General features: G+C 61.5%; 29 protein-coding genes. 7 read left to right on the forward strand and 22 right to left on the reverse strand.

Features of this window, described 5'->3' with window-relative positions:
- Positions 1–45 precede the first annotated feature (45 nt).
- Complete coding sequence (locus tag D1641_RS00570; RefSeq protein WP_160662445.1) at positions 46–255, forward strand: hypothetical protein; 210 nt, start codon at positions 46–48, stop codon at positions 253–255.
- Here the strand turns inward: D1641_RS00570 and D1641_RS00575 are convergent.
- A complete protein-coding gene (locus D1641_RS00575) occupies positions 233–1081 on the reverse strand; it encodes a patatin family protein (RefSeq protein WP_160662446.1) in 849 nt (282 codons plus the stop codon). The genes D1641_RS00570 and D1641_RS00575 overlap by 23 nt on opposite strands.
- Positions 1082–1238: 157 nt before the next feature.
- On the opposite strand from D1641_RS00575, the gene D1641_RS00580 reads away from it, so the two are divergent.
- The 6 genes from D1641_RS00580 (at position 1239) to D1641_RS00605 (ending at position 6484) form a co-directional block, all read left to right on the forward strand.
- Positions 1239–1934 (forward strand): 5-bromo-4-chloroindolyl phosphate hydrolysis family protein, encoded by a 696-nt coding sequence (locus D1641_RS00580; RefSeq protein ID WP_243149165.1) that lies wholly within the window; start codon positions 1239–1241, stop codon positions 1932–1934.
- A 165-nt stretch (positions 1935–2099) separates the two neighbouring features.
- The gene (locus D1641_RS00585; protein WP_160662448.1) at positions 2100–2300 is read left to right on the forward strand and encodes a hypothetical protein; all 201 of its coding nucleotides are present in this window, start codon (positions 2100–2102) and stop codon (positions 2298–2300) included.
- Positions 2293–3483 carry a toxic anion resistance protein gene (locus D1641_RS00590; RefSeq protein ID WP_160662449.1) on the forward strand — a complete coding sequence of 397 codons (1191 nt, stop codon included), beginning with the start codon at positions 2293–2295 and terminating at the stop codon, positions 3481–3483. The genes D1641_RS00585 and D1641_RS00590 overlap by 8 nt, the downstream gene beginning before the upstream one ends.
- A gap of 281 nt (positions 3484–3764) precedes the next feature.
- A complete protein-coding gene (locus D1641_RS00595; RefSeq protein WP_160662450.1) occupies positions 3765–4127 on the forward strand; it encodes a hypothetical protein in 363 nt (120 codons plus the stop codon).
- On the forward strand, positions 4124–5191 hold the full coding sequence (locus tag D1641_RS00600) for a TPM domain-containing protein (RefSeq protein ID WP_160662451.1): 1068 nt from the start codon (positions 4124–4126) through the stop codon (positions 5189–5191). The genes D1641_RS00595 and D1641_RS00600 overlap by 4 nt, the downstream gene beginning before the upstream one ends.
- Before the next feature lie 102 nt (positions 5192–5293).
- Positions 5294–6484 (forward strand): BTAD domain-containing putative transcriptional regulator, encoded by a 1191-nt coding sequence (locus D1641_RS00605; protein WP_160662452.1) that lies wholly within the window; start codon positions 5294–5296, stop codon positions 6482–6484.
- 37 nt (positions 6485–6521) lie between these two features.
- Here the strand turns inward: D1641_RS00605 and D1641_RS00610 are convergent, their stop codons facing one another.
- From D1641_RS00610 to yihA, 21 genes are all read right to left on the reverse strand, one after another.
- A complete protein-coding gene (locus tag D1641_RS00610; RefSeq protein WP_160662453.1) occupies positions 6522–6716 on the reverse strand; it encodes a hypothetical protein in 195 nt (64 codons plus the stop codon).
- A gap of 107 nt (positions 6717–6823) precedes the next feature.
- Positions 6824–7003, reverse strand: coding sequence for a hypothetical protein (locus D1641_RS00615; RefSeq protein WP_160662454.1), 180 nt, complete (start codon positions 7001–7003; stop codon positions 6824–6826).
- 185 nt (positions 7004–7188) lie between these two features.
- Positions 7189–7281: a putative holin-like toxin gene (locus tag D1641_RS19820; RefSeq protein ID WP_347707358.1), complete on the reverse strand. Its 93-nt coding sequence runs from the start codon at positions 7279–7281 to the stop codon at positions 7189–7191.
- Positions 7282–7434: 153 nt separating this feature from the next.
- Positions 7435–7917, reverse strand: a complete 483-nt coding sequence (ispF, locus tag D1641_RS00620; protein WP_160662455.1) for a 2-C-methyl-D-erythritol 2,4-cyclodiphosphate synthase — start codon at positions 7915–7917, stop codon at positions 7435–7437.
- Positions 7905–8657 carry a 2-C-methyl-D-erythritol 4-phosphate cytidylyltransferase gene (gene ispD, locus D1641_RS00625; protein ID WP_160662456.1) on the reverse strand — a complete coding sequence of 251 codons (753 nt, stop codon included), beginning with the start codon at positions 8655–8657 and terminating at the stop codon, positions 7905–7907. Before ispD ends, ispF begins: the two co-directional genes overlap by 13 nt.
- A gap of 5 nt (positions 8658–8662) precedes the next feature.
- A complete protein-coding gene (locus tag D1641_RS00630) occupies positions 8663–9388 on the reverse strand; it encodes a hypothetical protein (protein WP_160662457.1) in 726 nt (241 codons plus the stop codon).
- Positions 9389–9471: 83 nt separating this feature from the next.
- Positions 9472–9948: a CarD family transcriptional regulator gene (locus tag D1641_RS00635; protein ID WP_160662458.1), complete on the reverse strand. Its 477-nt coding sequence runs from the start codon at positions 9946–9948 to the stop codon at positions 9472–9474.
- Positions 9949–10158: 210 nt separating this feature from the next.
- Positions 10159–12114, reverse strand: a complete 1956-nt coding sequence (locus tag D1641_RS00640; RefSeq protein WP_160662459.1) for a bifunctional 4-hydroxy-3-methylbut-2-enyl diphosphate reductase/30S ribosomal protein S1 — start codon at positions 12112–12114, stop codon at positions 10159–10161.
- Positions 12111–12773, reverse strand: a complete 663-nt coding sequence (locus tag D1641_RS00645; RefSeq protein ID WP_347707359.1) for a lysophospholipid acyltransferase family protein — start codon at positions 12771–12773, stop codon at positions 12111–12113. Before D1641_RS00645 ends, D1641_RS00640 begins: the two co-directional genes overlap by 4 nt.
- Positions 12770–13447: a (d)CMP kinase gene (gene cmk / locus D1641_RS00650; protein WP_160662460.1), complete on the reverse strand. Its 678-nt coding sequence runs from the start codon at positions 13445–13447 to the stop codon at positions 12770–12772. Before cmk ends, D1641_RS00645 begins: the two co-directional genes overlap by 4 nt.
- Positions 13448–13729: 282 nt before the next feature.
- Complete coding sequence (locus D1641_RS00655) at positions 13730–13948, reverse strand: helix-turn-helix transcriptional regulator (protein WP_160662461.1); 219 nt, start codon at positions 13946–13948, stop codon at positions 13730–13732.
- An 85-nt stretch (positions 13949–14033) separates the two neighbouring features.
- Positions 14034–14579, reverse strand: a complete 546-nt coding sequence (locus tag D1641_RS00660) for an RNA 2'-phosphotransferase (protein ID WP_160662462.1) — start codon at positions 14577–14579, stop codon at positions 14034–14036.
- Positions 14580–14627: 48 nt separating this feature from the next.
- Positions 14628–15899, reverse strand: coding sequence for an NAD(P)/FAD-dependent oxidoreductase (locus D1641_RS00665; protein WP_201757167.1), 1272 nt, complete (start codon positions 15897–15899; stop codon positions 14628–14630).
- Positions 15900–16008: 109 nt separating this feature from the next.
- Positions 16009–16872, reverse strand: coding sequence for a MurR/RpiR family transcriptional regulator (locus D1641_RS00670; RefSeq protein WP_160662497.1), 864 nt, complete (start codon positions 16870–16872; stop codon positions 16009–16011).
- Between the two features lie 106 nt (positions 16873–16978).
- Positions 16979–17701, reverse strand: coding sequence for a pseudouridine synthase (locus D1641_RS00675; RefSeq protein WP_160662464.1), 723 nt, complete (start codon positions 17699–17701; stop codon positions 16979–16981).
- A gap of 156 nt (positions 17702–17857) precedes the next feature.
- Complete coding sequence (locus D1641_RS00680) at positions 17858–18970, reverse strand: D-alanyl-D-alanine carboxypeptidase family protein (protein ID WP_160662465.1); 1113 nt, start codon at positions 18968–18970, stop codon at positions 17858–17860.
- Between the two features lie 189 nt (positions 18971–19159).
- Positions 19160–19588, reverse strand: coding sequence for a spore germination protein GerW family protein (locus D1641_RS00685; RefSeq protein WP_160662466.1), 429 nt, complete (start codon positions 19586–19588; stop codon positions 19160–19162).
- A gap of 3 nt (positions 19589–19591) precedes the next feature.
- A complete protein-coding gene (locus D1641_RS00690) occupies positions 19592–20236 on the reverse strand; it encodes a DUF2953 domain-containing protein (RefSeq protein ID WP_160662467.1) in 645 nt (214 codons plus the stop codon).
- A complete protein-coding gene (gene scpB / locus D1641_RS00695) occupies positions 20233–20871 on the reverse strand; it encodes an SMC-Scp complex subunit ScpB (protein ID WP_160662468.1) in 639 nt (212 codons plus the stop codon). The genes D1641_RS00690 and scpB overlap by 4 nt, the downstream gene beginning before the upstream one ends.
- Before the next feature lie 113 nt (positions 20872–20984).
- Positions 20985–21779, reverse strand: coding sequence for a segregation/condensation protein A (locus D1641_RS00700; protein WP_243149166.1), 795 nt, complete (start codon positions 21777–21779; stop codon positions 20985–20987).
- A gap of 125 nt (positions 21780–21904) precedes the next feature.
- Complete coding sequence (gene yihA / locus D1641_RS00705; RefSeq protein WP_160662469.1) at positions 21905–22495, reverse strand: ribosome biogenesis GTP-binding protein YihA/YsxC; 591 nt, start codon at positions 22493–22495, stop codon at positions 21905–21907.
- Positions 22496–22632 lie beyond the last annotated feature (137 nt).

Below are 22632 nucleotides of genomic sequence, written 5' to 3' on the forward strand. Positions count from 1 at the left end.
GCAAAAAGCTCCTTTTCCACATAGAATAGCTCAGGGGTGGTCATTTTGTCTTCTATCTATAACGCCAACCGGGGCGAGCTGCTCACTATGGCGGTAACGCTGTCCGCCGTGCTGGCCCAGGGGCAGAGTCAGGCCCAGCTGGCAAAGCTGGGGGCCTTTTTTACGATTGTGGGAGATACGCTCAGCCTGTACGCCCTGGAGCCAGGCCCGGCGGACCGCACCGGGACCGCCCTCAGTCTCGCAGATAATCTCTAATCTCCTCCAGCCGGTCCACCACCGTCTGATAGCCCTCCGCCCACAGCAGGCGCAGCTTCTCGGTGTCCCGCTCCGTCCGGGACACCCCCAGGGTGGACTTCGGGGCAATGACCAGAGCCCGCCCCTCCCGCTCCACCTGGAACAGCTCCTCCCGGTCCCGGTTGTAGACCTCCGCCCGGTTCTCCATCGCCGCCACAAACTCCGGGTAGCCTCTGTACCGCTTCCGGACCATTTTCATCATCCGGTCGGGCTTTCGCCGGTAGCTTCTGGGGCGGGTGAGCACCACAATCACCTTATCGCACCTTTCCAGCGCCCGCCGCCAGGGGATGGCGTCGCTGATACCGCCGTCCAGATAGGGCTGGCCGCCAATCTCATAGATGGGGAACAGCAGGGGCATGGCGCAGCTGGCCTGAAGCACGATGGACTCCCGGTCCTGCCGGGGAACAGGCAGATAGTCCGCCCTTCCGGTGTTCAGGTTGGTGACCACTGCCTCCACCTGGCCGGGGAAGGCGGCGAAGGTGTCGTAGTCGAAGGGGACCAGCTCATTGGGGATGGTGCTGAACCCAAACTCAAGCCCAAAGTAGGAGCGGTTGTCCTTGTCCGCCAGATTGCGCAGGCCCATATACCGCCTGTCCGGGGCATAGCGGGTGACCACCTCCAGATTGCGCCGGGGCTGCTTCGACACATAGCTCACACCGTAAGCGATGCCCGCCGACACGCCGATGACATAGTCAGCCATAACATTGCCCTCCAGCAGGCCGTCGCACACACCGCTGGAAAAAATTGCCCGGAGGGCCCCGCCCTCCAACACCAAGCCTGTTTTCATAAAGACCTCCCGCGCTCCCCTTCGGAGCGCTGTTTTCTTTCTATATTATACCTCTCTGCCCCGTAATTTGTAAACCATTTGTAAACCCGTCAATTTCCTTGACACCCCCGCCCGTTGGGGGTAGAATAGAAATGACTATTTTATGCGGAGGCGCGCCATGACTACCCACAAAAAAGTGTCCGTTCTGCCCATCTATCTGGTGGGCCTCGTCTGGCTGGGCTACGCCCTGCTCTTCCCCCTGAACGCCCCGCTGCACTATGTGCTGTGCTCCGGGCTGTCCCTGGCCGCCTTTGTGGCGGGCAAAGCCATTTTCCCGGATAAGGTCTATCAGACCCCCGAGGCCCCCAAGACCGAGGCCAAAAAGCCCGAGGCCAAGAGGGATGAGGACCCCAAGGTCGCCGCTCTCCGGAAGGAGAAGGACCGGGCGGTCTCCGAACTGCGCCGCCTTAACGACGCCATCCCCGACGAGAAGATTTCCGCCCAGATCGACCATCTGGAGGAGGTCACCGGGAAAATCATCGACCACGTCATCGCCAACCCGGCCAAGCAGCCCCAGATTTCCCGGTTCCTAGACTACTTCCTGCCCACCACCATCAAGCTGCTCAACGCCTACGACCGGATGGACTCCGCCGGCATCTCGGGCAGCAACATCGACGCCACCAAGGGGAAGGTGGAGACCATGCTGGACACCCTGTGCGCCGCCTTTGACAAGCAGCTGGATTCCCTCTTCGGCGACGAGGCCTTGGACATCTCCACCGACATCACCGTCATGGAGAACCTGCTGGCTCAGGAGGGCCTGTCCGGCGGCTCCGCTCCCACCGGCGGTGCGGACGGCCCCACCCTGGAGCTGTAGGGCGGGACGACCCGGCCCGCCGTTTTCAGAATTTGCACCGGCCCATGTGCGGCGCACTGGGGTCGTCGCGCCCTACAGGCCATCATTTCGACATTGTCCGCCCGCCGGTTACCGCCCTGTTTTTGCGGGCGCACAATGTGCGCCCCTACAGGAAAGGAGCGAACCATGAAGAAATACACCGACAAGATACACGCTCTGTTTATGGCGATTGCATGGACAATTTCGGCAATCCTCGCCATTGCCCTTATCCTGCAACGGGGTGCGGGCTCGCTGCGAATCATAGCCGCCGTAATATTTACCGCCGACGCGGTATTCTGGTGGATGAACTATGCTAAAAAACGACAGGAGGAACAAAACCATGAGTGACGAACTGAACTTATCTACTACCCCTGAGCTGACCTTCGAGCCCTCCGCCGCCCAGGCGGTGGCCGCGCCCGAGCTGACCCTGGAGCCCTCCGCTCCGGCGGCCCCCCAGGTGGACGAGGCGGCCCAGGCCGCCCGGGACGCCAACGCCGTCAAGCTGGACGAGTCCATGCTCAGCGAGGCGGAGAAGAAGATGGTGGAGGATTTTTCCCAGAAAATCGACGTCACCGACAGCAATCTGGTGCTCAACTACGGGGCGGCGGCCCAGAAGAACATCGCCGCCTTCTCCGAGAGCGCCCTGAACAACGTCAAGACCAAGGACCTGGGCGAGGTGGGCGAGGCCCTGTCCTCCCTGGTGGTGGAGCTGAAAACCTTCGGCCAGCCGGAGAAAAAGGGTATCGGCGGCTTCTTCCAGAAGAAGAGAAACGAGCTGGAGGCCCTGAAGGCCAGCTACTCCAAGGCTGAGGTCAATGTGGACAAGATCGTCAAGGTGCTGGAGAACCATCAGGTCACGCTGATGAAGGACGTGGCCATGTTCGACAAGATGTATGAGCTGAACACCAAGTATTACAAGGAGCTCACCATGTATATCCTGGCCGGCAAGAAGCGGCTGGAGTATCTGCGCACCCACGACCTGGCGGAGCTGAAAAAGAAGGCGGAGACCACCGGCGCCCAGGAGGACGCCCAGGCCTACAACGACTTCGCCAACCTGTGCAGCCGCTTTGAGAAGAAGCTCCACGACCTGGAGCTCACCCGGATGATCTCCATCCAGATGGGCCCCCAGACCCGCCTTCTGCAAAACAACGATACCCAGATGCTGGAGAAGATCCAGTCCTCCCTGGTGAACACCATCCCCCTGTGGAAGAGCCAGATGGTGCTGGCCCTGGGGCTGGAGCACGGCCGTCAGGCGGTGGCGGCCCAGTCCGCCGTCACTGATATGACCAACCAGCTGCTGCAAAAGAACGCCGACATGCTGAAAATGGGCACCATCGAAACCGCCAAGGAGGCCGAGCGGAGCGTGGTCTCCATCGAGACCCTCCAGCACACCAACCAGCAGCTCATCACCACCCTGGATGAGGTGATGAAGATTCAGACCGAGGGCGCCCAGAAGCGGAAAGAGGCCGAGAAGGAGCTGGGGAGAATCGAGGGCGAGCTGAAGCAGAAGCTGCTGGAGCTGCGGGGATAACAGAAGCTGCGATGAGGCTTTTTCAATGGCCCAGCGGCGGAGCGGAACATCCGCCGCCAGAAACTCCTTTTTCTCTCAGCGGATACACCTGCTTTTCTCTGGTGCACAGCTGTTCTCCCAAGCATGTACAGAGTTATTTATCGGAATACCCCTGCGCCATTCCGCCCGAGTGCGGAGGGAGCGAATATCTTCTCCGGATTGCCTCGCTTCCGGACGCGCCCCGGTGGACAGCGGTTTCCTGGCCCCGTCCCGCCTCTTTTTTTGACATGCAGATGGTCACCATGGGACTGCATGGGCAGAGCAAGCCATATGCGGGCGAAAAATTCGCGCTCTTTTTGGCGCTCCCCGATGAGACACATAGAGAGGGCGGCCCTCTGCTCACCCTTCCATATAAAAGCGGATTCCATATGGAAGTAAGAGATCAGATGCTGGGAATTTTTTGTCAATGGGAATTTTTGTATAATATTGGAAGGGACAATGTGACCTTCCGACGTTTTGAGAAGTCTCCCAATTACACCAGTTATCTCTGCACGCCCCGTATTGGCTTTCTCATGAAGTGGATGGAGCGCCTTGAAGAGAGCCGCTGGTTAGAATTCCCTCTTTTTTTAAACAATAGTGTCCACTGTGAAAGGAACACACCATGAAGCTTTTCAAAAAAACCTGGTTTGCCTGGCTGCTCACCGCCGTGATGATCGCGGCGGCCGTGGGAATCGGACAGGTCAAGGGGGGACAGCCTGAGCCGTTGCCCTCCGGCAGCGCCGCCCTGGACGAGAGCCTGCCTGTTGAGGGCTATACCGACTATATTCTGGACGAGACGGGAACCCTGTCCTCCCAGCAGGAGCGGCAGCTCAGCCTGTACAACGCCAACTGGGCCCAGCGGTATGACAGCATTATCGCCGTGGCGGTCAAGGAGTCGGTATCCGGCAGTATTGACGACTACGCCTATACCCTCGGCGCAGAGATCAGCCTGTCCGGCTCCGATGCCATCCTGGTGATCGACGCCTCCGCCAAGGACGCCTATCTGGCCGCCAGTCCGGACTACCCCCTGACGGACAGCCAGATCTCCACCTACACAAACAGGGCTCTCAAGCCGTATGTTGAGAGCGGAAAATACGGCGAGGGCGTCATCAACCTGTTTCTGGAGCTGAATCAGTTCTATGTGGACAACTACGGCCTGGGCTATCTGGACAACAGCGGCTCCTATACCCCGGGCTACTCCTCCGGCGGAGACACCTTTATCGGCGTTGTCATGCTGGTCTTTATCCTGATTGCCATCGTCCTGGTCATCAATGCCATTGATCAGTCCCGCTACAACGTCTACCGGCAGCGTTACTACGGCGTAGTCAATCCCCCGGTGATGTTCCGGCCCATCTTCTTCTGGCACGGGCCGGGCACCTCCTGGTACCGCAGGCACTGGCGTCAGCCTCCTCCTCCCCCGCCCCGTCCTCCCAGAGGGCCGGGCGGACCCGGTCCTGGAAACGGCGGGGGCTTCTCCGGCTTCAACGGCCCCAGAGGGGGCGGCTTCTCCGGCAGCGGCTCCTCCCGGGGCGGAGGGTTCTCCGGCGGCCGGGGAGGCGGCTTCGGCAGTGGCCGGGGCGGAGGCTTCTCCGGGGGCGGCTTCTCCCGAGGCGGCGGGTTTTCTGGCGGCCGGGGAGGCGGCTTCTCCGGAGGGGGAGGCTCCCGGGGCGGAGGCTTCGGCCGTCGATAACAGAAATAATCCCCCGCCGGGGGATTATTTTTATATTTCCTTGAAAAGGCGCAAAAAATATGCTATTCTCTTAATATCCAATCCGGTTTAGGGGGGAAAATCATGGAGCCTGTCACGATGCAGGTCAATATGCTGGGCGGCTTCTCCATCCGCCGGGAGGACAGCGAGGTCACGGTCAGCGCCCGCTCCCGCAAGCTCTGCCTGCTGCTGGCCTGCCTGATCCGTGAGCGGGACCGCACCGTCTCATACCGTGAGCTGTCCGACCTGCTGTGGGAGGACCAGTCCTCCGATCCCTCCACCTTTAACTCCCTGAAGGCCATCCTTCACCGGGCCCGGAACCTCCTGGACGAGCTGTGGCCAGAGGGGGGCCGGGCGCTGATCCTCAGCCGGGAGGGCGGCTGCCAGTGGGACCCGGACCTGCCCCTCACTGTGGATGTGGAGGAGTTCCTCGGCCTGTGCCACACCCTCCGCGGCGTTCAGGATGAGGACCGCCGGCTGGCTTTAGGGCTGCAGGCTCTGGCCCTGTATCGGGGGGATTATCTCCCCGCCCTGGCTCAGCACCCCTGGGCCGCCTCTCAGCGGGAGACGCTCCTCCGCCTCTATCTGGACACGGCGCTGGACACTCTGCCTCTGCTGGCCGGACAGGAGCGCTGGCAGGAGGCGGCGGAGCTGTCCGGCACCGCCTTCGCTCTGGAGCCCTGCCAGGAGGAGCTGTGCCGCGCCCATATGGACGCCCTGTTCCACCTGAACCGCCGGCAGGAGGCCGCCCAGGTCTATGAGGACTTTCAGGAGCGTCTGCTGGCCTGCCGGGGAACGCTGCCCTCAGACGGGCTGCGGGAGCTCTATCGCCGGGTCCAGCGCAGCAGCAGCTCCCGGTCTATCTCTCCCGTCGTCCTGCTGGAACGGCTCCAGGAGCTTCCGCAGCCGGGGGCGCTCATCTGTGAATTTGATTTCTTCCGCATCATCTGTCACTCCACGGCCCGGGCTGCGGGCCGCAGCGGCGGCCTGGTCCACATCGGCCTGCTCTCCGTCATAGGCGAGGGAGACAGCACCCTGTCTCAAAGCAGCCTGAAGCGGGTCATGGACAACCTGGGAGATATCATCCTTGTCCACCTGCGCCGGGGAGACGCCGCCGCCCGGTGCAGCTCCTCCCAGTATGTTCTGCTGCTCCCCCAGGCCTCCTATGAGAACAGCCGGATGGTCTGCACCCGGATCACCCGGGCCTTCGCCCGGCAGTACCCCCATTCCCCCGCCCAGCTTCGGGTCTCCGTCCAGCCCCTGCCTACCAGCTGATGAGGAGGGCCCTGTGTATTCACACAGGGCCCTTACCTTACGCGATTGCTTTCACAACAGCCGCCTGCGCCAGCACGACGGCGAATCTCCTCTCCGGCCTGGCCGCGTAAAATCCGTCCACTTTTGGGTCCTGCATGTCCTCCAGTCCGAACGTCATCAGCTTCATGGCGATCAAACCATCTGACAGCTGACCGAAGGCCTCCTCCAGGTCGTTCAAAAGTTCCCAGTCCATGTTTTCCTCCTTGATTTTCACCGGGAGTTGTGGCATAATGAGATTTGCCATTCCTCCGGGTGTGGTATCAGACAACCGAGACTGCCTTGCTATGGGGCTCGGTTGTCTTATTTTTCTGGACTGAGCTCTTCGTCAATCTTCTCGTTGACCCACTGCGTCTTAGTTTTTCCTTGGTTTTTCAGCTTTTCTTCCAAAGCACTCAGTCGCTCCTTGGAAACCGCAACATTCAACTGTCCGATTGTCTCTCGGCGTCTGCGAAAATACTCAGCCCTGCTTTCAGGAGCCAAAACCTCACCTCCGTTCTAGCTACATTATATAGTGTAGCTAGAACTTTGTCAAGAGCAAAATAAAACCGCCCTTGACAAGGCGGCGAAAGCTGGTATAATGGAGACAAGGATGATACCGCCGCAGACGGCGGGCTCTCCGGTTAAGTTACAAAGAAGTAACCACCCGCGGTTTGGGGCCTGGGTGGTTACTTCCTTTTATGATTGATGATCTGGACAACCAGACTAATGATGCCGATGATTACCAGACAAAACTGAAACAGGTCTGAGTAAGTAAGCATCAAATCACCCCCTCTCCCATTGGGAGAGGCTTGGAAGCACCCTCCCAGTCCGGAGAGTCCTGCCCGCCTGCTTTATGGCGGTATCATGCTCTGATTATAGCACGCTTCGACATATTCTTCAAGGAAAAAAGCCCGGCTTGCGCTGGGCTTTTCTCATATCCTCTCAATCAGCGCCACCGCGTGGGCGGCCATGCCCTCGCCGGAGCCGGTGAAGCCCAGGCCCTCCTCTGTGGTGGCCTTTACGTTGACCTGTCCGGGGTCCACCCCCATCACTCGGGCCAGATTATCCCGCATGCCGGGGATATGGGGGGCCAGCTTGGGCCGCTGAGCCAGGACCGTGGCGTCCACATTGCCCACACAGTACCCCTGCTCTCTCAGCAGCCCCACCACGTGCTCCAGCAGCCTCAGGCTGTCCGCGCCGGCATAGGCGGGATCATTGTCCGGGAAATGCCGTCCGATGTCCCCCAGGCCCGCCGCCCCCAGCAGGGCGTCCATCACAGCGTGGGTGAGCACGTCGGCGTCGGAGTGCCCCAGCAGGCCTCTCTCCCAGGGGACGTCTACCCCGCCCAGGATGAGCCTCCGCCCCTCCGTCAGCCGGTGGACGTCATAGCCGTGGCCGACTCTCACTCCCTGCATCGCCACTCTCCCTCCTCCGCTCTGGCCCGCAGGATAGCCTCCCCCAGAACCAGGTCCAGAGGGGTGGTGATTTTGAGGTTTTCCCGGCTGCCCTGGGTGAGCGTGACCTTCATCCCCAGCCGCTCCACCGCACCGCAGTCGTCGGTGAGCAGCTCATTGTCGTCAATCGCCTTCTGGACGGCGCCTTTAATCAGGCCAGCCTCAAAGACCTGGGGGGTCTGCACCGCCCATAGCTGGGAGCGGTCCACCGTCTCCATCACCAGGCCATCCTCGCTTCGCTTGATGGTATCCGTCAGGGGGATCGCGGGAGCAGCCGCTCCGGTGAGGGCGGCCCTGGACACCGCGTCCCGGATAACCTCCTGAGTCACCAGGGGCCGGGCCCCGTCGTGGATGGCGATGAGCTCCGCCTTCGGACTGATCTCCCGCAGGCCGGCCTGGACGGAGTGGATGCGCTCCTCGCCCCCCACCACCACCTTGGTCACCTTGTCAAAAACGAAGTCCTTGCAGATGCGGCCCACCTCTACCAGCAGGTCCTCCCGGGCCACCACCACGATCTCCTCAACAACCGGGCAGTCCTGAAAGGCGTAGAGGGTGTGGACCAGCACGGGCAGCTCCCCCAGGGGGGCCAGCACCTTGTCGATCCCCCCCATCCGCCGGGCCAGGCCGGCCGACACGATGATGGCCGCGCACTTGGGCTCCCGGTCCTTTTTCCCTCTGAACAGCGACAGCAGTCCCGCCATGGGCCTCACTCCTTATCTGTCAATTTTTTCTTCCGCACCGCATCCAGGATCTTTTCCCGGAACACCAGCTCCTCGGTCCAGCCGGTGTCCTCTGAGGCGCTGGTGCATTCAAAGCACGTCCAGCCGCGGACATTCCAATTTACCATCCTGATATCATCAAAAAGCTCGTAGTCCGGGTCCATGATCTCGTGCATCTCCACCCAGCGGCCGCAGCCCTGCTCCTCCAGAGGGGCGGAGAAATCCAAAAAAACCATAGAGCCAGGACAGGCCCAGAAGCAGCCCCAAACGGCCAGCAGATCGGTCTCCGGGTCGTAAGCCGCGTTGGTCCAGATGAAGGTCTCCTCCCCTATCCGCCCATCCAGCGGCCAGGACTTTTCTGGAATGTAGTGCATCGTCTCTCCGGTCTCTACCTCCAGCACGCTGTAGCCGTACAGGTCCTCCCGGAAGATCAGGTAATGCTTCCCGTTGGCGTGGCCAACAAGGGCGCAGAACTCCCCGTCGAAGTCCAGGCTGTCCCAAGTATACACCACTTGGCCCCCGCTGTCCAGCAGCTGATGCCGTGCGGCGCGGAGCTGGTGCTGCAAATGCCCTGTATAGTAGTCGGTGCGTACCGAATATCTCCCGGGCAGCGCCTCCTCCTTCCTGGGCAGGGTGGAGCGGTATTCCTCCGAAAAGACAAAGGCGCACGCCTGCCGGTGTGCCTGATATTGAGGTGTATGGTAGACATTCATCGCGTTTCCTCACAGTATACAAAATACGGCGGCCCTTTTATTCCCATTCGGAACAAAAAAGCCGCCCCGCACATCTCTCCCGCTTATGCCAGCGCTGTGTTCAGCTGTTCCTCCGCCGACTCGTAGCTGACGCTCTTGGACAGCACCAGCTCGGACAGGAGGATCTGTTTCGCGGAGTGGAGCATCTTCCGCTCTCCTGTGGACAGGCCCCGCTTCTGATCCCGGATGGTGAGCCCCTTGATGACCCGGGCCACCTCGATCAGGTCGCCGCTCTTCATCCGCTCCATGTTTTCCCGGTATCGGTGGTTCCAATTTGCGGTCATCTCCACCTGGATATCCGGAATAGCCGCGAGAACGCGGTCCGCCTGCTCCCGGTCCACCACCGGGCGCACACCGATTTCTTTGCAGTTTTCTGTGGGAACCATCACAACCATAGACCGATTGGGCAGCGCCAGAATAAAATAATCCCGTTCCATGCCATCTACCGTCTTTTGGACGATACTGTCCACTATGCCCGCCCCATACATGGGGTGGACAACCTTATCCCCAATCTGATACACTCTGCCCCTCACTTTCTTCTCATGTACGCTTCTCTGTTCCGCCCTATTCTCATTCTATTCCATATTATAACAATTTTATCCTGATTTTGCAAGTAAAAATCGGTGAATTTTCAAGATTTTCCTTGCAAAATTTTCATTTTTATATACTTTTTATAGAGAAAACGGGCCTGACTGTCAACCAGTCAGGCCCGTAAGCTGTACAGATTAGACTTACTGCTCCTCGGCGGGAGCATCCTCCTCGTACTCTTCGTCGGCGGGAGCCTCCAGCAGGGCGCGGATGGACAGGGAAATTTTCTTGTTCTCCATGTCCACGTCGGTGATCTTAACGTCCACCTTGTCGCCCTCAGCCACCACGTCGCCGGGCTTCTCCACCCGGTGATCGGCCAGCTGGGAGATGTGGATCAGGCCGTCCACACCGGGGACCACCTCGGCGAAGGCGCCGAAGGTCATCAGCTTGACGACGCGCACGTTGGCAATGTCGCCCACCTGATAGGTGGTGGTAAACACAGTCCAGGGGTCCTGGCTGTGGTCCTTCATTCCCAGAGAAATCTTCTTCTTCTCCTTGTCGGCGGAGATGACATACACCTCAACAGTGTCGCCCACCTTGACCACCTCGGAGGGGTGCTTGATGCGGCTCCAGGACAGCTCGGAGATGTGGACCATGCCGTCCACGCCGCCGATGTCCACAAAGGCGCCGTAGGAAGTCAGAGACTTCACAGTGCCGGTGTAGCGCTTGCCGTCCTCGATCTCGGCCCAGACCTTCTCAGCGGCGGCAGCCCGCTCGGCACGGGTAACGCGGCTGATGGAGCCCACCACCCGGCGGCGGGCCCGGTTGACCTCGGTGATGACCAGGCGGACCTTCTGCTTGAGCAGCTCGCTCATGGGAGTCTCCCGGGGCAGGCCGGTCTGAGAGGCGGGGACGAACACCCGCACGCCCTTGACAGAGACCACCACGCCGCCCTTGTTGTCCTCGGTGACGAAGCCCTCCATGACGGCCTCGTTCTCCCGGGCGGCCTCGATCTCCTCCCAGCCCTTATTGATGTCCAGACGGCGCTTGGACAGCTTAATCATGCAGTCCCGGTCGCTGACCTGGATAACCTGAGACTCGATCTTGTCACCCACCTTGACAACATCCTCAGGCTTGACATTGGGGTCGTCGCTCAGCTCGGACAGGGCAATGTAGCCGGGGTACTTGACGCCCAGCTCCACCTGGACTTCTGTGGGCGTGATTGCCACAACGGTGCCGGTGACCTTATCTCCATTATTTAAAGTTTTGATCGACTCCTCCAGCATTTCCGCAAAGGACTTTTCGATCTCCATGATTTCATCGCTCATTTTGTTATAGACCTCCTTTATTATCCACGCGGGCGTTGACGCGCCCGCCGTGATGCCGACCATATCCACTTGAGGAAGCTGGCCGAGCTCCTCCGCCCGCTCAATGAGCCGGACATCGGAACAGCATTCTCGGCAAATCTCCGCCAGCCGCCTGGTATTGGAGCTCTGCCGATCGCCCACCACCACCATTCGGCCGCATTGGGCCGCGAGCTGGCGGGCCTCCTCCTGGCGTTTGGACGTCGCTCCGCATATTGTATCAAAAAATTCCGCGTTTGTACATAGTTTTTTTGCTTTTTTCACGCAATCTTCCCAAATTTTCTTGGTGGAGGTGGTTTGGGAAACAAAGGTAAGGGGCGAATTGATTCGGTTTTCCTCCTCATTCAGCCATTTTTCCAGCTCTTTCGCCCCGGAAAGTATCAAAGGAGCCCTGCACCACCCGGCAATCGCCACCACCTCCGGATGGCCCGCCGTGCCCACGATGACGCATTGGCGGCCCCGCGCCTCCGCATCAGCCACAATTTTGTGGATGTGGGTGACGTTGGGACAGGTAGCGTCAAACACCGTAATTCCCCGGCGGGCGAAGTCCTGGTGGACCGCCCGGCTCTCCCCGTGGGAGCGGATGATTACCGCCCCTCCGTCGGGCACCTCCTCCGGCTGCTCCACCGTTCGGAGCCCCAGGGCGGCCAGCCGGCCGGTCACGTCCCTGTTGTGGATGAGGGAGCCCAGCATCACGCAGGGGATGCCCTGGGCCGCCTTTTCCTCCGCCAGCTCCACCGCCCGGCGCACGCCGTAGCAGAAGCCGGCGGATTGGGCCAGCACCACCCTGCTCATTCTACGCCCTCCCCCAAGGCCTGTACCCGGTCCATCAGCTCCTGGGCCATGACCTGCAGCTCATCGGCGGTGGGCTTGCGGCCCTCATACTCCGGATAATAGGGTTCCCCAATTACCACGGTATTACGCCGGAACCGCTTTTTTTTGCGCTGTATGTACACCGGCAGCAGGGGGACCCCCGTCCGGGTGGCAAAGAGGGCCGCACCCACCTTGGCCTGAACGTCCTCCCCCTCGTGGACCCGGGTACCCTCGGGGAACATGAGCAGCTTGTCGCCCTCCTTCAGGAACTTCATGGCGGTTTTGACCGCCTTCACATCGGTGGTGTCCCGGTCCACCCCGAACACCCCCGCCTTCTCCAGAAGCCAGCCGATAAAAGGCACGCGCATGATCTGCACCTTGGCCATGGCCCGCATGGTCCACCTGTAGCCGAAGGCGAACACCACATAGAAGGGGTCGCCGGCGGTGGTGTGGTTGGGGCAGATGACCGCCGGTCCCTCCGGGATATGCTCCCGGCCCACCGCCCGCACCGGGTGAATCAGCCGGAAGTAGGGCCAAACGACGCAGTACAGCAGGTGAAAAAACCAGTCCATCCGCTTTTTCCGCTGCTCCGGCGTCTCCTTGGCCTTTTTTTCTGACTTGACAGCTGTATCCTCGCTCACAGGCCGATCTTCTCCTTTACCAGGGACAGCAGCCTGTCACAGCTCTGTTCCAGATTCAAATTGGTGGTGTCCAGCAGGGCGGCGTCCGCCGCCTGCTTCAGGGGGGCGATGGGCCGGTGCTCGTCCTGCCAGTCCCGCTCCCTGATGTCCCGGAGGACGGTGTCGAAATCCGCCTCCTGTCCCCGCTGCTCCAGCTCACGCAGGCGGCGGCGTGCCCGGGCCTCCGGGGCGGCGGTGAGGAAAATCTTCACGTCCGCGTGGGGAAGGACCACCGTGCCGATGTCCCGGCCGTCCATGACCACATCGTTCTCCCGGGCCTGACGGCGCTGGAACTCCAGCAGAAAGGCCCGCACCTCCGGAATAGCGGAGACCTTGGACGCAAGACCGGACACCCGGTGCTCCCGGATGGCCTGGCTCACGTCCTCCCCAGCCAGGTACATCCGCTGGACCCCGTCCTCGCCGTAGGCCATTTTCACGTCCAGCCCCTCCAGCAGAGGGATCACCTGGGCCGGGTCAGCCGGGTCAGCCCCCGCCCGCAGGACCGCCAGGGCAACCGTGCGGTAGATGGCCCCCGTGTCTACATACAAAAAGCCCAGCTTTTCCGCCAGCTGCCGGGCCAGGGTGCTCTTCCCCGCCCCCGCCGGGCCATCAATGGCGATACTTTTACATCTCATTGCTGATCGCTCCGTTCCTGCTTCTCTCGTCCCGCCCGCAGGCGGCTAAGGCTCCTTTTGAAAGGAGCTGTCAGCGAAGCTGACTGAGGATTGCGTCCGGCGAAGCCGGACATACGAAGTAAACTAAGTCTATGCAAATCTTGTTTGCTTCGCACGTTTCGCTTCGCGAAACACAATCCTCCGCCCCAGTGTGCGCACTGGGGCACCTCCTTTCACTGCGCAGCCGTTGGCGGCTTTGCCGCCTTACGGATGCGGCGTCCCCCTTGCGGGGAAAAGGAGGCTTTACTCTCCTCGACCCAGGAGGTAATCGGTAGTTACGCCGAAGAAATCGGCGAAGAAGTTCAGTACCTCCAGAGGCACACCGACCTCACCATACTCATAGCGCTGATACTGACGCAGCTTAACTCCCATAATCTCAGCCATTTCCCGCTGTTTCAGTCCTTTTTCTTCTCGCAGGGTCCTCAATCGTTTTCCAAAATCAGCCAGCAAACTTTTATCCATAAAAATTCCTTTCAGGTATTGACACGGCCGTCCAGGGCTTCCGTCTGGGGGTGCGCACGGGGGTCACGCTGGGCGGCGACCTGGGCTAGGAGGCGAAATACTTGGGCTCCACCTGCTCACACAGCCAAACGCCGTTCTCGGAGCGGTAGAAGCTCACCCCGTCCCGGGCCATCGCGGCCGCGTCGATGGTAATGACCACCGGACTTCCATGTCGTTTCCCCACCGCCATGGCCGTCTCAAAGTCCCCGGAGAGGTGGACATACTGCCGACTCATTTTTCGGATACCCTCCTTTTGAATGGAGGGAAGAAACCGGCTGGCCGTGCCGTGGTAGAGGTATTGGGGCGGGGTCTCCTCCCGCAGCTCCACATCCACCTGAAGGGAGTGGCCCTGATTGGCCCGGATTTTCGTGCCGTCCCCGTTGAAGGAATACCGCTGCTTGTTGTTCTCCCGGACGATCCGCTCCAGGGTGTCCATGTCGATCCTCCGCCCGGTTCGGTTTACTCCGGCCAGCAGCTCATTCACGTCCGCCCAGCCGTGCTCGTCCAGGGTGATCCCCGCCGCGTGGGGGTCGTGGCGCAGGACCAGGCTCAAAAACCGGCCCAGCTTTACATCTGAATTGCTCTGTTCCATTGGCAGCTCCTAAGCTCTAACAGCTAAAGTTCTTTCGGTTCCTTTCTTTCAAGAAAGGAACGCCTGTCCGGCGAGGACATACTCCGCCGCGCCCTCGCCCGCCGCCCGGCCGGTAGCCCAGGCGATTTGCAGGTTAAAGCCGCCGGTGTAGGCGTCCACGTCCAGCAGCTCCCCGGCGAAGAACAGGCCGGGGACCTTCCTGCTCATCATGGTTTTCGGGTCCACCTCTGACACCTTCACGCCGCCGGCGGTGATGATGGCCTCATCAACCGGCCGGGGGCCGGACACCGCCACGGTAAAGCACTTGAACAGCTCCAGCAGCCGGCGGCGCTCCCCACGGGTCAGGTCGTGGGCCTTTTTATTTCCCGGGATATCCGCCTGCTCCAGCAGGACAGGCACCAGCAGCCGGGGAGCCAGGGCCCCCAGGAGATTGTCCATATCCCGGTTGGCTCCAGCGGTGAGCTCCCGGACCAGCCGGGCGTCCAGGGCCGGCTCATCCAGGGCGGGCTTCAAGTCGATGGCGCAGGTGTACTGGTCCTTCTCGAAGTCCCGCATGTGGGCGCTGGCCGACAGCACCAGCGGTCCGGACAGGCCGAAATGGGTGAACAGCAGCTCCCCCTGCTCCTGGTAAACCGTCTTTTTTTTTCCGTTTTTTACTGTCAGAGTGACGTTTTTCAGGGCCAGGCCCTGCATCCGGGCGCAGAAGGGGTCCGGAGACTCCAGGGGCACCAGGGAGGGCCTGGGGGTCACGATGGTGTGGCCCAGCTCCTCCGCCATCCACAGGCCGTCGCCGGTGGAGCCGGTGGCGGGGTAGGACAGCCCGCCGGTGGCCAGGATCACAGCCTTGCAGGGGAGGCCGCTGAGCTCCCTGCCTTCCCCCATCTCCACGGCGCACACCGCCCCGTCCTGGAGGCAGACGCCCGACACCCGGTCGTTTACAACAGGCACCTTCAGCCGTTTCAACTCGAAAAACAGGGCGTCGATGATGTCGATGGACTTGTCGGATGCGGGAAAGACCCGATTCCCCCGCTCCACCTTCAAGGGCACGCCCAGTGCCTCAAAAAATTCCTCCACCCAGGCGGGGGGTGTGTGCTCCAGGGTGCTGTAGAGAAACTTCCCGTTCCGGGGCACGGCGGCCCGCACCTCCTCGGGGGAGCAGTGGTTGGTCACGTTGCACCGGCCTTTCCCCGTGATATACAGCTTCCGGCCCACCTTCTGGTTGCGCTCGATCAGTGTGACAGACGCTCCCTGCCGGGCGGCGGCAATGGCCGCCATCATGCCGGCGGCTCCGCCGCCGACTACAATCAAATCATTCTTCAAATTCAACAGCCCTTAATCAATCCGCATATTGAGGCAAAAGCCTCCGACCTTAGAGCGGTACGCACAGGAAAGTTCTTTTTGGTTACTTTTTCTTTCAAGAAAAAGTAACTCATTCCTGCACCTTCTCATACACGCCGTACTCGTCCCAGATGCCCTCCAGAGTCCGGAAGGTGCGCTCCACATCCTCGTTCTTCCGCTGGCTCACCGCCACCAGCAGGGCGTTCACCAGGGACAGCGGGGCCACCAGGGAGTCCACAAAGGAGGCCATGTCGCTGCGGGCCATCAGCAGATACTGGGAGATGGGAATCAGGGGGGAGGCCTCACTGTCGGTAATGGCCACCGTAGCGGCCCCCCGGTCCCGAGCGAAGCTCATAGCCTGGACGGTCCGGCTGGAGTATCGGGGAAAGCTGACGCCGATTACCACATCCCCCTCCCCCACCCGGAGCAGGCTCTCAAAAATTTCGCTGGCAGTGCTGGCGGATACCAGCACCACGTTGTCAAAAATCAGGTTGAAGTAGAAGTGCAGGAAGGAGGCGATGGCGGCAGAGGACCGCACGCCGATTATGTAAATCTTCCGGGCTGACACAATGGCGTCCACCGCCCGGTTGAAGCTCTCCCGGTCCAGCTCCTCCAGCGTCTGCCGGATCTTGTCAATGTCTGACTGGAGCACCATGGACAGCAGGTCCTGATCTCCCAGCCGGTCGTTGGTCACCTCAATACGCTGAACCGTGGTCAGCCGGTTCCGGATCATCTTCTGAATGGAGCGCTGCATGTCCGGGTATCCGTCGTAGCCCAGCTCGGAGGCGAAACGGACCACAGTGGACTCACTGACCCCCACCTTTTTGCCAAGCCGGCTGGCCGTCATGAAGGCGGCCTTGTCGTAGCTGTTCAGGATGTAATCCGCAATTTTCCTCTGTCCCTTGGAAAATCCACCCATATTTTCCTGGATCACCGTCAGGATATCGTAACTCATTGCTTCCGCCCCTTTGGAGTTGCTCATTGGAAGTCATCATACTCCTTTTTCCGGAAAAAAGCAAGAGATTTTTGCAGGAAATGCACATTTTTCCTGCAAAAATCTCTCAGACACCGCTCAGCCCGCCGGTGAGCCGCAGCAGCTCGTCCTCCGTCAGATTCCGCCACTGTCCCGGCTTCAGGGATCGGTCCAGAGACAGCCCCCCCTCCCGGATGCGCTTCAGCCGCAGCACCTCCAGCCCCGCCTGGGCGCACATCCGGCGCACCTGCCGGTTCTTCCCCTGGTGGATGGTGATTGCCAGCTGATGAACCCCGCCGCTGTCCCGGCCCCGGCGCACCCGGGCGGGAGACAGCGGCTCTCCGTCCAGTGTCATGGGGCCGGACAGGATGGGCAGGGCCTTGTTTATGTTCCCGGTCACCCACACCAGATACTCCTTGTCCACCCGGTGGCTGGGGTGGAGCAGCTGGTGGGTCAGGGCGCCGTCGTCGGTGAGGAGGAGCAGCCCCTCGGAGTCCATGTCCAGCCGCCCCACCGGCCACACCCGGGCGGGGCAGCCAGCCACCAGGCCGGCCACCGTCCTCCGGCCCTTCTCGTCGGAGAGGGTGGTGACATATCCCCGGGGCTTGTTCAGCATGAGATAGGTCCTCCCGTTCCCGGGCCGCAGGGGCCGGCCGTCCACCAGGACGGCGTCCCGGTCCAGGTCCGCCCGGTCCCCCAGGCGGGCCCTCTCCCCGTTGACCGTCACCCGTCCGGCGGTAATCCACTCCTCCGCCGCCCGCCGGGAGGCCAGCCCGCAGGCGGAGATCAGTTTTTGCAGGCGCTCCTCCATCGGGCAGTCCTCCTCTCCTTCGTCCCCCGCAGGGGAAAGCCTCCCTTCGCAAAGGGAGGTGACATCCGCAAGGCGGATGACGGAGGGTTTTCCTGTAAAGAAAACCCCCTGTCAGCTTCGCTGACAGCCCCCCCTTTATGAAGGGGGCCTCAGGTGCTACAAATTGGTAATCCGTTCCCAGATACCCCCCAGCCAGCCGGAGGGCCCGGCCTGGTCCCGGGGGACATCCGCAGCGGCAATCAGGGGCAGGCGGGCAAGCTCCTCTGAGTTGACATAACATACCGCTTCTCCCACCCGGGTCCCTGCCCTCACCGGGGCCTCCAGAGCTGTCTCGTCCAGCTCATAGGCCACCTCCGCCGTCTCGCCGGCGGCCAGAGCGGCGGTCAGCGCCCCGGCTGTTTCCACCGGACAGACAGGAATCAGTCCGCCGGACACTGGCAGCTGTCCCACCCGCTCCCCCGCTCTGGCCAGGGTCCGGGCCTCATAGCTGGCAAAGCCCCAGTCCAGGAGGGCGGTGTGGTCCGCCCAGTCGCTGGGGGCGTTGAGGGTGACACAGATCAGGGTGGTCCCCTCCCGCCTCGCGGCGCTGACCAGGGTCCGGCCCGACCCCTCGGTATATCCGGTTTTCAGGCCGATACAGCCCTCATAGCGCCAGAGGAGCTTGTTGTGGTTGGTAAAGGTGTAGGTGCCCAGGGTAATGGACCTGGTGGCGGCGATTTTCGCCAAAATCTCGTTGTCCAGGCAGGCCCGGGCCAGCAGAGCCATGTCCCAGGCGCTGGAGTAGTGGCCCTCCTCGTTCAGGCCGTTGGGGTTGATAAAGGCGGTGTCCTCCATCCCCAGCTCCCGGGCCTTCTGGTTCATTTGGGCCACAAAGCCCTCCACACTGCCGCCGCACCAGCCGGCGATGGCCAGGGCGGCGTCGTTGCCTGAGCGGAGCATCAGGCCGTAGAGCAGGGTCTCCAGCGGGATCCTCTCCCCCGGCCGCAGGTAGAGGGAGGAGCCCTCCGCCCCCGTCCACTCCCGGGCCACGGTGACCGTCTCGTCCAGACTGTGCCCCGACTCCAGGGCCGTCAGGGCGGTCATCAGCTTGGTAATGCTGGCGATGGGCCGGCGGGTATGGCCGTCCTTCTCATAGAGGACCCGCCCGCTGTCCGCGTCCATCAAAACGGCGCTGGCGGCGGACACCCCAGGGGCACGCTCCGCCCCGGCGCCCGGCAGCGCCGCCCACAGCAGCGCCGCAGCCAGCGCAATCGAAAAAAGCCGCTTCATGCTGCCACCTTCTTTTCAGTCGATGGCCTTAGTATGGAACGGCTTTTTACCTTTCTTTCCAGGAAATTTTATGTTTTTGTGTCTGTAGGGGCGGCTATCAGCCGCCCGCAATGCTTTGAGGGCCTATTCTGAGCTGCGGGCGGTAGATATCCGCCCCTACAGCCCCTCTTCCAGATCAGTCGCAGGCTATTACTCGGCGAAGTCGGCCTCCGCTTCCTTTTTGGCCTTCTTCTCCTGCTGCTCCTCAATAAAGCCGGTGACCTTATCCACCACCTCAGGCACCGTGTCGATGAGCCGGCCCACAGCGGTGGCGGGAGGCGGGGCCACAGGGAGCAGCTTCACGCTGCCATCCTCCTTGACAATCAGGAAGGCCACCGGCTCCAGCTTGGCGCTGGCGGCGGAGCCGCCGCCAAAGCTGTCCTTCGTCCCTCCGGATTTTGTGGAAAACTCCGTTCCGCCCCCTCCCATGCCGAAGGACATCTTTGACACAGGGATGAGGGTGACACCCTCCGCCTGAATGGGGGTGCCGATGATGGTGTTGGCGTCCGCCATCACCTTGATATTCTCCATGGTAATCTTCATCAGCTCGCCGAGGGAGTTCTTTTTCTCCTGTTCCATAGGTCATGCCGCCTTTCTCTGCTGTCGTTTTAATTTCAGCCGCTTTTTCGCGGCAAGTGCTCCAAACAGTGCCTTTACCCCGGCCCGCAGGCCAATCCACACAATATTTCCCAGCTTCAGAGAGAAGGACGCCAGGCCGTAGACCGTCATCCCCGGAGAATCGAAGTCCAGTCTCACCCGGGCGGTGCCGTCCTTCACATGGAACGCTTTGGTCAGCGGAAGCCACAGCGCCCCCAGGGCGGCGTTGGCCTGGCCGTACAGCATGGCCGCGTCCGCCGGGTCGGAGGAGCCCGCCGTCAGCTCCAGCTCCAGGGTGTCGATCCGAAAGTCCCGCCACAGCCCCTTTGCCGCCTCCAGACCCACAGGCAGCAGGGCCTGGGCGTACTCCAGAGCCCCGCCCAACTTCTCCGGAAGGGGGGTGGGGGGCTTCTCCTCCTTCGGCTTTTTGGGCTTCTTATCCTTCGGCTTTTGGGGCTTTTTCGGCTTCTCCTCCCTGGGCTTCATGGGGAGTATTTTGATCTGAAGCCTGCCCAGCCTGGCCCAGAGAAAAAAGCCCTCGGCGTTGAACCGCGCCCGGCAGCCCACCCGAATCTGTCCGATGAGGAACAGAATCAGGACTATGGCGGCCAGAATATACAGCGCCCTCATGGCGCCTCCGCCGGAGTCTCCGGCGGCGCCTCTTCCCCGTCAGGGACTTCCTCCGGGGACTCAGCCTCCCGGAGGCGCTGCAGGCTGGCCTCCAGCTCCAGGGTGAGCTGACTGCCCTCCTGGGACTGATTGGGCAGCTCAGGCAGCTCCTCCAGGCTGGACAGGCCAAAGGAGCGCAGGAAGTTTTTCGTCGTTTTGAACTGCATGGGCCGGCCGGGGACGGCCAGGCGGCCCGCCTCGCAGATCAGCTCCCGCTCCAGCAGCAGACCCATGGTGTAGGAGCTGTCCACTCCCCGCACCTGGTCCACATAGGCCCGGGTAACGGGCTGGTAGTAGGCGATGATGGCCAGCACCTCCAACGCCGGCTGGGACAGCCGGGCGGGCTTGCGGCTCTCCAGGGTCTGGCGGATATAGGGGGCAAACTCCGGCGCGGAGCACAGCTGATAGCTGGTGTCCAGCTTCACCAGGCGGATGCCCCGGCGGTCGTAGCTGTACTGATCCATCAGCCGCTGGGCCACCGCGTCCAGGGTGGGCCGGTCCACCTCCAGCCCCAGGCACAGACGCTCCACCGCCACCGGCTCTCCGGCGGCGAACAGCACCCCCTCCAGGGCGGATTCCAGCTCTTTCACTTCCACGACCTCACCTCCTTAGCCCTTGGCTCCCCCTTGGAGGAGCTGCCGCCGCCGCAGGCGGTGACTGAGAGGGCTCTCTCCGGCCCTTCGGGCCGCCTCCCCCATAGGGAAATTTCCTAATAATTCTCCGCTGTAAACTCCACCGCGCCCTCCTCCTGGGTACTGGTGACGGTGCAGTCTGTCTCTGTCCCGGCCAGGAGCAGGCGACGGTTCTTGCACAGCTCCAGGACGGCCAGGAAGGTAGCCACAATCTCCGACCGGCTGCGGCTGCCCTTGAACAGGGCCCGGAACCGAGTTACGCCATAGTCCACCAGCCGCCGGAGGATTTCCCCCGCCTTATCGGCCACCGGGTAGGGTTCCCGGCCCACAATGCCCTGAAAGGCGGACACTGGCGGGGGCAGCTTGTTGTCCGCCCGGCTGAGGACGGCGGTTATGGCCTTCAAAATATCCTGCCGGCTGTGGACATAGCGGTAGACCTTATCCGTCTGGACCGCCTCGGGCACCTTGGTCAGGTAGTCCCGGCCCACCTGGTAGCGGCCGTCCATGGCGGGGACCACCGCCTTGATCTTCAGGTAGTTCTCGTTGCGCTGGTGGGCCTCCAGGGTGGCGATGAGCTGTTCCATCTCGCTCATGGCCTCCTCGTCGTTGATGGACAGCAGCATTCTGGTTTTGATGTACACCAGATGGGAGGCCATGGTGACAAAGTCGCTGGCAACCTCCAGGTCCAATTCCTTCCGCTTGTTCATCCACTCCATATACTGGTCCAGGATGAGGGCAATTTGAATGTCCTTGATTTCCAGCTTGTTCTTGCTCAGCAGATGGAGAATCAGGTCCAGCGGGCCCACAAAGTCCTCCATGCTCTCCTCTTTCGCCTTCACCACCCCCTCCAGGTGGTAAATGGGTGCCTCCAAGGGCCCACCTCCCCATTTTCAGATTATCATTTCAGTTATTATACCAGTTTATCCCGGAAAAGACAAGGGAAATTCCGAAGAAGTCCAACGACAGCGGCGGTCCCCAGGGGAACCGCCGCGCCGCGCTATTCAATTCCGGAGAAAATCGCCGAGAGCAGCTCCTCCCGGCCGGCGCCCTTCTCCGCGGAGAAGGGGATGAGCTGGTCCTCCTCCCCCAGCTCCAGGGTATCCCGGATGAGCTGGAGGCTGCCCTCAATCTCGCTCTTTTTCAGCTTATCCAGCTTGTTCGCCACAATGATGAGAGGACAGCCGGTGTCCTTGAACCACTGAAACATGGTGCAGTCATCGGCGGTGGGCTTGTGTCGGACGTCCACGATCATCACCCCCAGGGTGAGCAGGTCGGGCCGGGCGAAATAGTCCTCCATCAGCCTTCCCCAGCGGTCCCGCTCCGCCTTGGACACCTTGGCGTAGCCATAACCGGGCAGGTCCACCAGATAAAAGGCCCCATCGATATTGAAGTAGTTCACATGGATGGTCTTCCCCGGCGCAGCCCCCACCCGGGCGAAGTTCTTCCGGTTGAGAAGGCGGTTGATGACCGAGGACTTGCCCACATTGGACCGGCCGGCGAAGGCCACCTGGGGCAGACCGTCCTGAATAAAGTTCTTCGGGGAGACGGCGGAGAGGACAAACTCCGCTTTTTGCAAATTGACAGCCATGACAGGCCCCCTTCACGCATGTTCGCTCTGTAGGGGCGGATATTATCCGCCCGCAGTCTGTTTGATTCCTGCTGGACACGGGCGGCTGATAGCCGCCCCTACACGCTTCTCAGGGGCCGGGTCTGTCCCGGCCCGGT

The sequence above is a fragment of the Colidextribacter sp. OB.20 genome (genome assembly GCF_009911595.1).
Classification (GTDB): domain Bacteria; phylum Bacillota; class Clostridia; order Oscillospirales; family Oscillospiraceae; genus Lawsonibacter.

Coding starts and splice junctions, on each gene's coding strand:
- D1641_RS00640 (WP_160662459.1), bottom strand. CDS start 12,114: ATGAGCAGGGTGGTGCTGGCCCAATCCGCCGGCTTCTGCTACGGCGTG.
- D1641_RS00575 (WP_160662446.1), bottom strand. CDS start 1,081: ATGAAAACAGGCTTGGTGTTGGAGGGCGGGGCCCTCCGGGCAATTTTT.
- D1641_RS00595 (WP_160662450.1), top strand. CDS start 3,765: ATGGGACTGCATGGGCAGAGCAAGCCATATGCGGGCGAAAAATTCGCG.
- D1641_RS00660 (WP_160662462.1), bottom strand. CDS start 14,579: ATGGAACAGAGCAATTCAGATGTAAAGCTGGGCCGGTTTTTGAGCCTG.
- yihA (WP_160662469.1), bottom strand. CDS start 22,495: ATGGCTGTCAATTTGCAAAAAGCGGAGTTTGTCCTCTCCGCCGTCTCC.
- D1641_RS00670 (WP_160662497.1), bottom strand. CDS start 16,872: ATGAGTTACGATATCCTGACGGTGATCCAGGAAAATATGGGTGGATTT.
- D1641_RS00605 (WP_160662452.1), top strand. CDS start 5,294: ATGGAGCCTGTCACGATGCAGGTCAATATGCTGGGCGGCTTCTCCATC.
- D1641_RS00585 (WP_160662448.1), top strand. CDS start 2,100: ATGAAGAAATACACCGACAAGATACACGCTCTGTTTATGGCGATTGCA.
- D1641_RS00590 (WP_160662449.1), top strand. CDS start 2,293: ATGAGTGACGAACTGAACTTATCTACTACCCCTGAGCTGACCTTCGAG.
- ispF (WP_160662455.1), bottom strand. CDS start 7,917: ATGCAGGGAGTGAGAGTCGGCCACGGCTATGACGTCCACCGGCTGACG.
- D1641_RS19820 (WP_347707358.1), bottom strand. CDS start 7,281: ATGCTTACTTACTCAGACCTGTTTCAGTTTTGTCTGGTAATCATCGGC.
- D1641_RS00655 (WP_160662461.1), bottom strand. CDS start 13,948: ATGGATAAAAGTTTGCTGGCTGATTTTGGAAAACGATTGAGGACCCTG.
- ispD (WP_160662456.1), bottom strand. CDS start 8,657: ATGGCGGGACTGCTGTCGCTGTTCAGAGGGAAAAAGGACCGGGAGCCC.
- D1641_RS00580 (WP_243149165.1), top strand. CDS start 1,239: ATGACTACCCACAAAAAAGTGTCCGTTCTGCCCATCTATCTGGTGGGC.
- D1641_RS00690 (WP_160662467.1), bottom strand. CDS start 20,236: ATGAGGGCGCTGTATATTCTGGCCGCCATAGTCCTGATTCTGTTCCTC.
- D1641_RS00675 (WP_160662464.1), bottom strand. CDS start 17,701: ATGGAGGAGCGCCTGCAAAAACTGATCTCCGCCTGCGGGCTGGCCTCC.
- D1641_RS00685 (WP_160662466.1), bottom strand. CDS start 19,588: ATGGAACAGGAGAAAAAGAACTCCCTCGGCGAGCTGATGAAGATTACC.
- D1641_RS00610 (WP_160662453.1), bottom strand. CDS start 6,716: ATGGACTGGGAACTTTTGAACGACCTGGAGGAGGCCTTCGGTCAGCTG.
- D1641_RS00680 (WP_160662465.1), bottom strand. CDS start 18,970: ATGAAGCGGCTTTTTTCGATTGCGCTGGCTGCGGCGCTGCTGTGGGCG.
- D1641_RS00600 (WP_160662451.1), top strand. CDS start 4,124: ATGAAGCTTTTCAAAAAAACCTGGTTTGCCTGGCTGCTCACCGCCGTG.
- cmk (WP_160662460.1), bottom strand. CDS start 13,447: ATGAGATGTAAAAGTATCGCCATTGATGGCCCGGCGGGGGCGGGGAAG.
- D1641_RS00630 (WP_160662457.1), bottom strand. CDS start 9,388: ATGAATGTCTACCATACACCTCAATATCAGGCACACCGGCAGGCGTGC.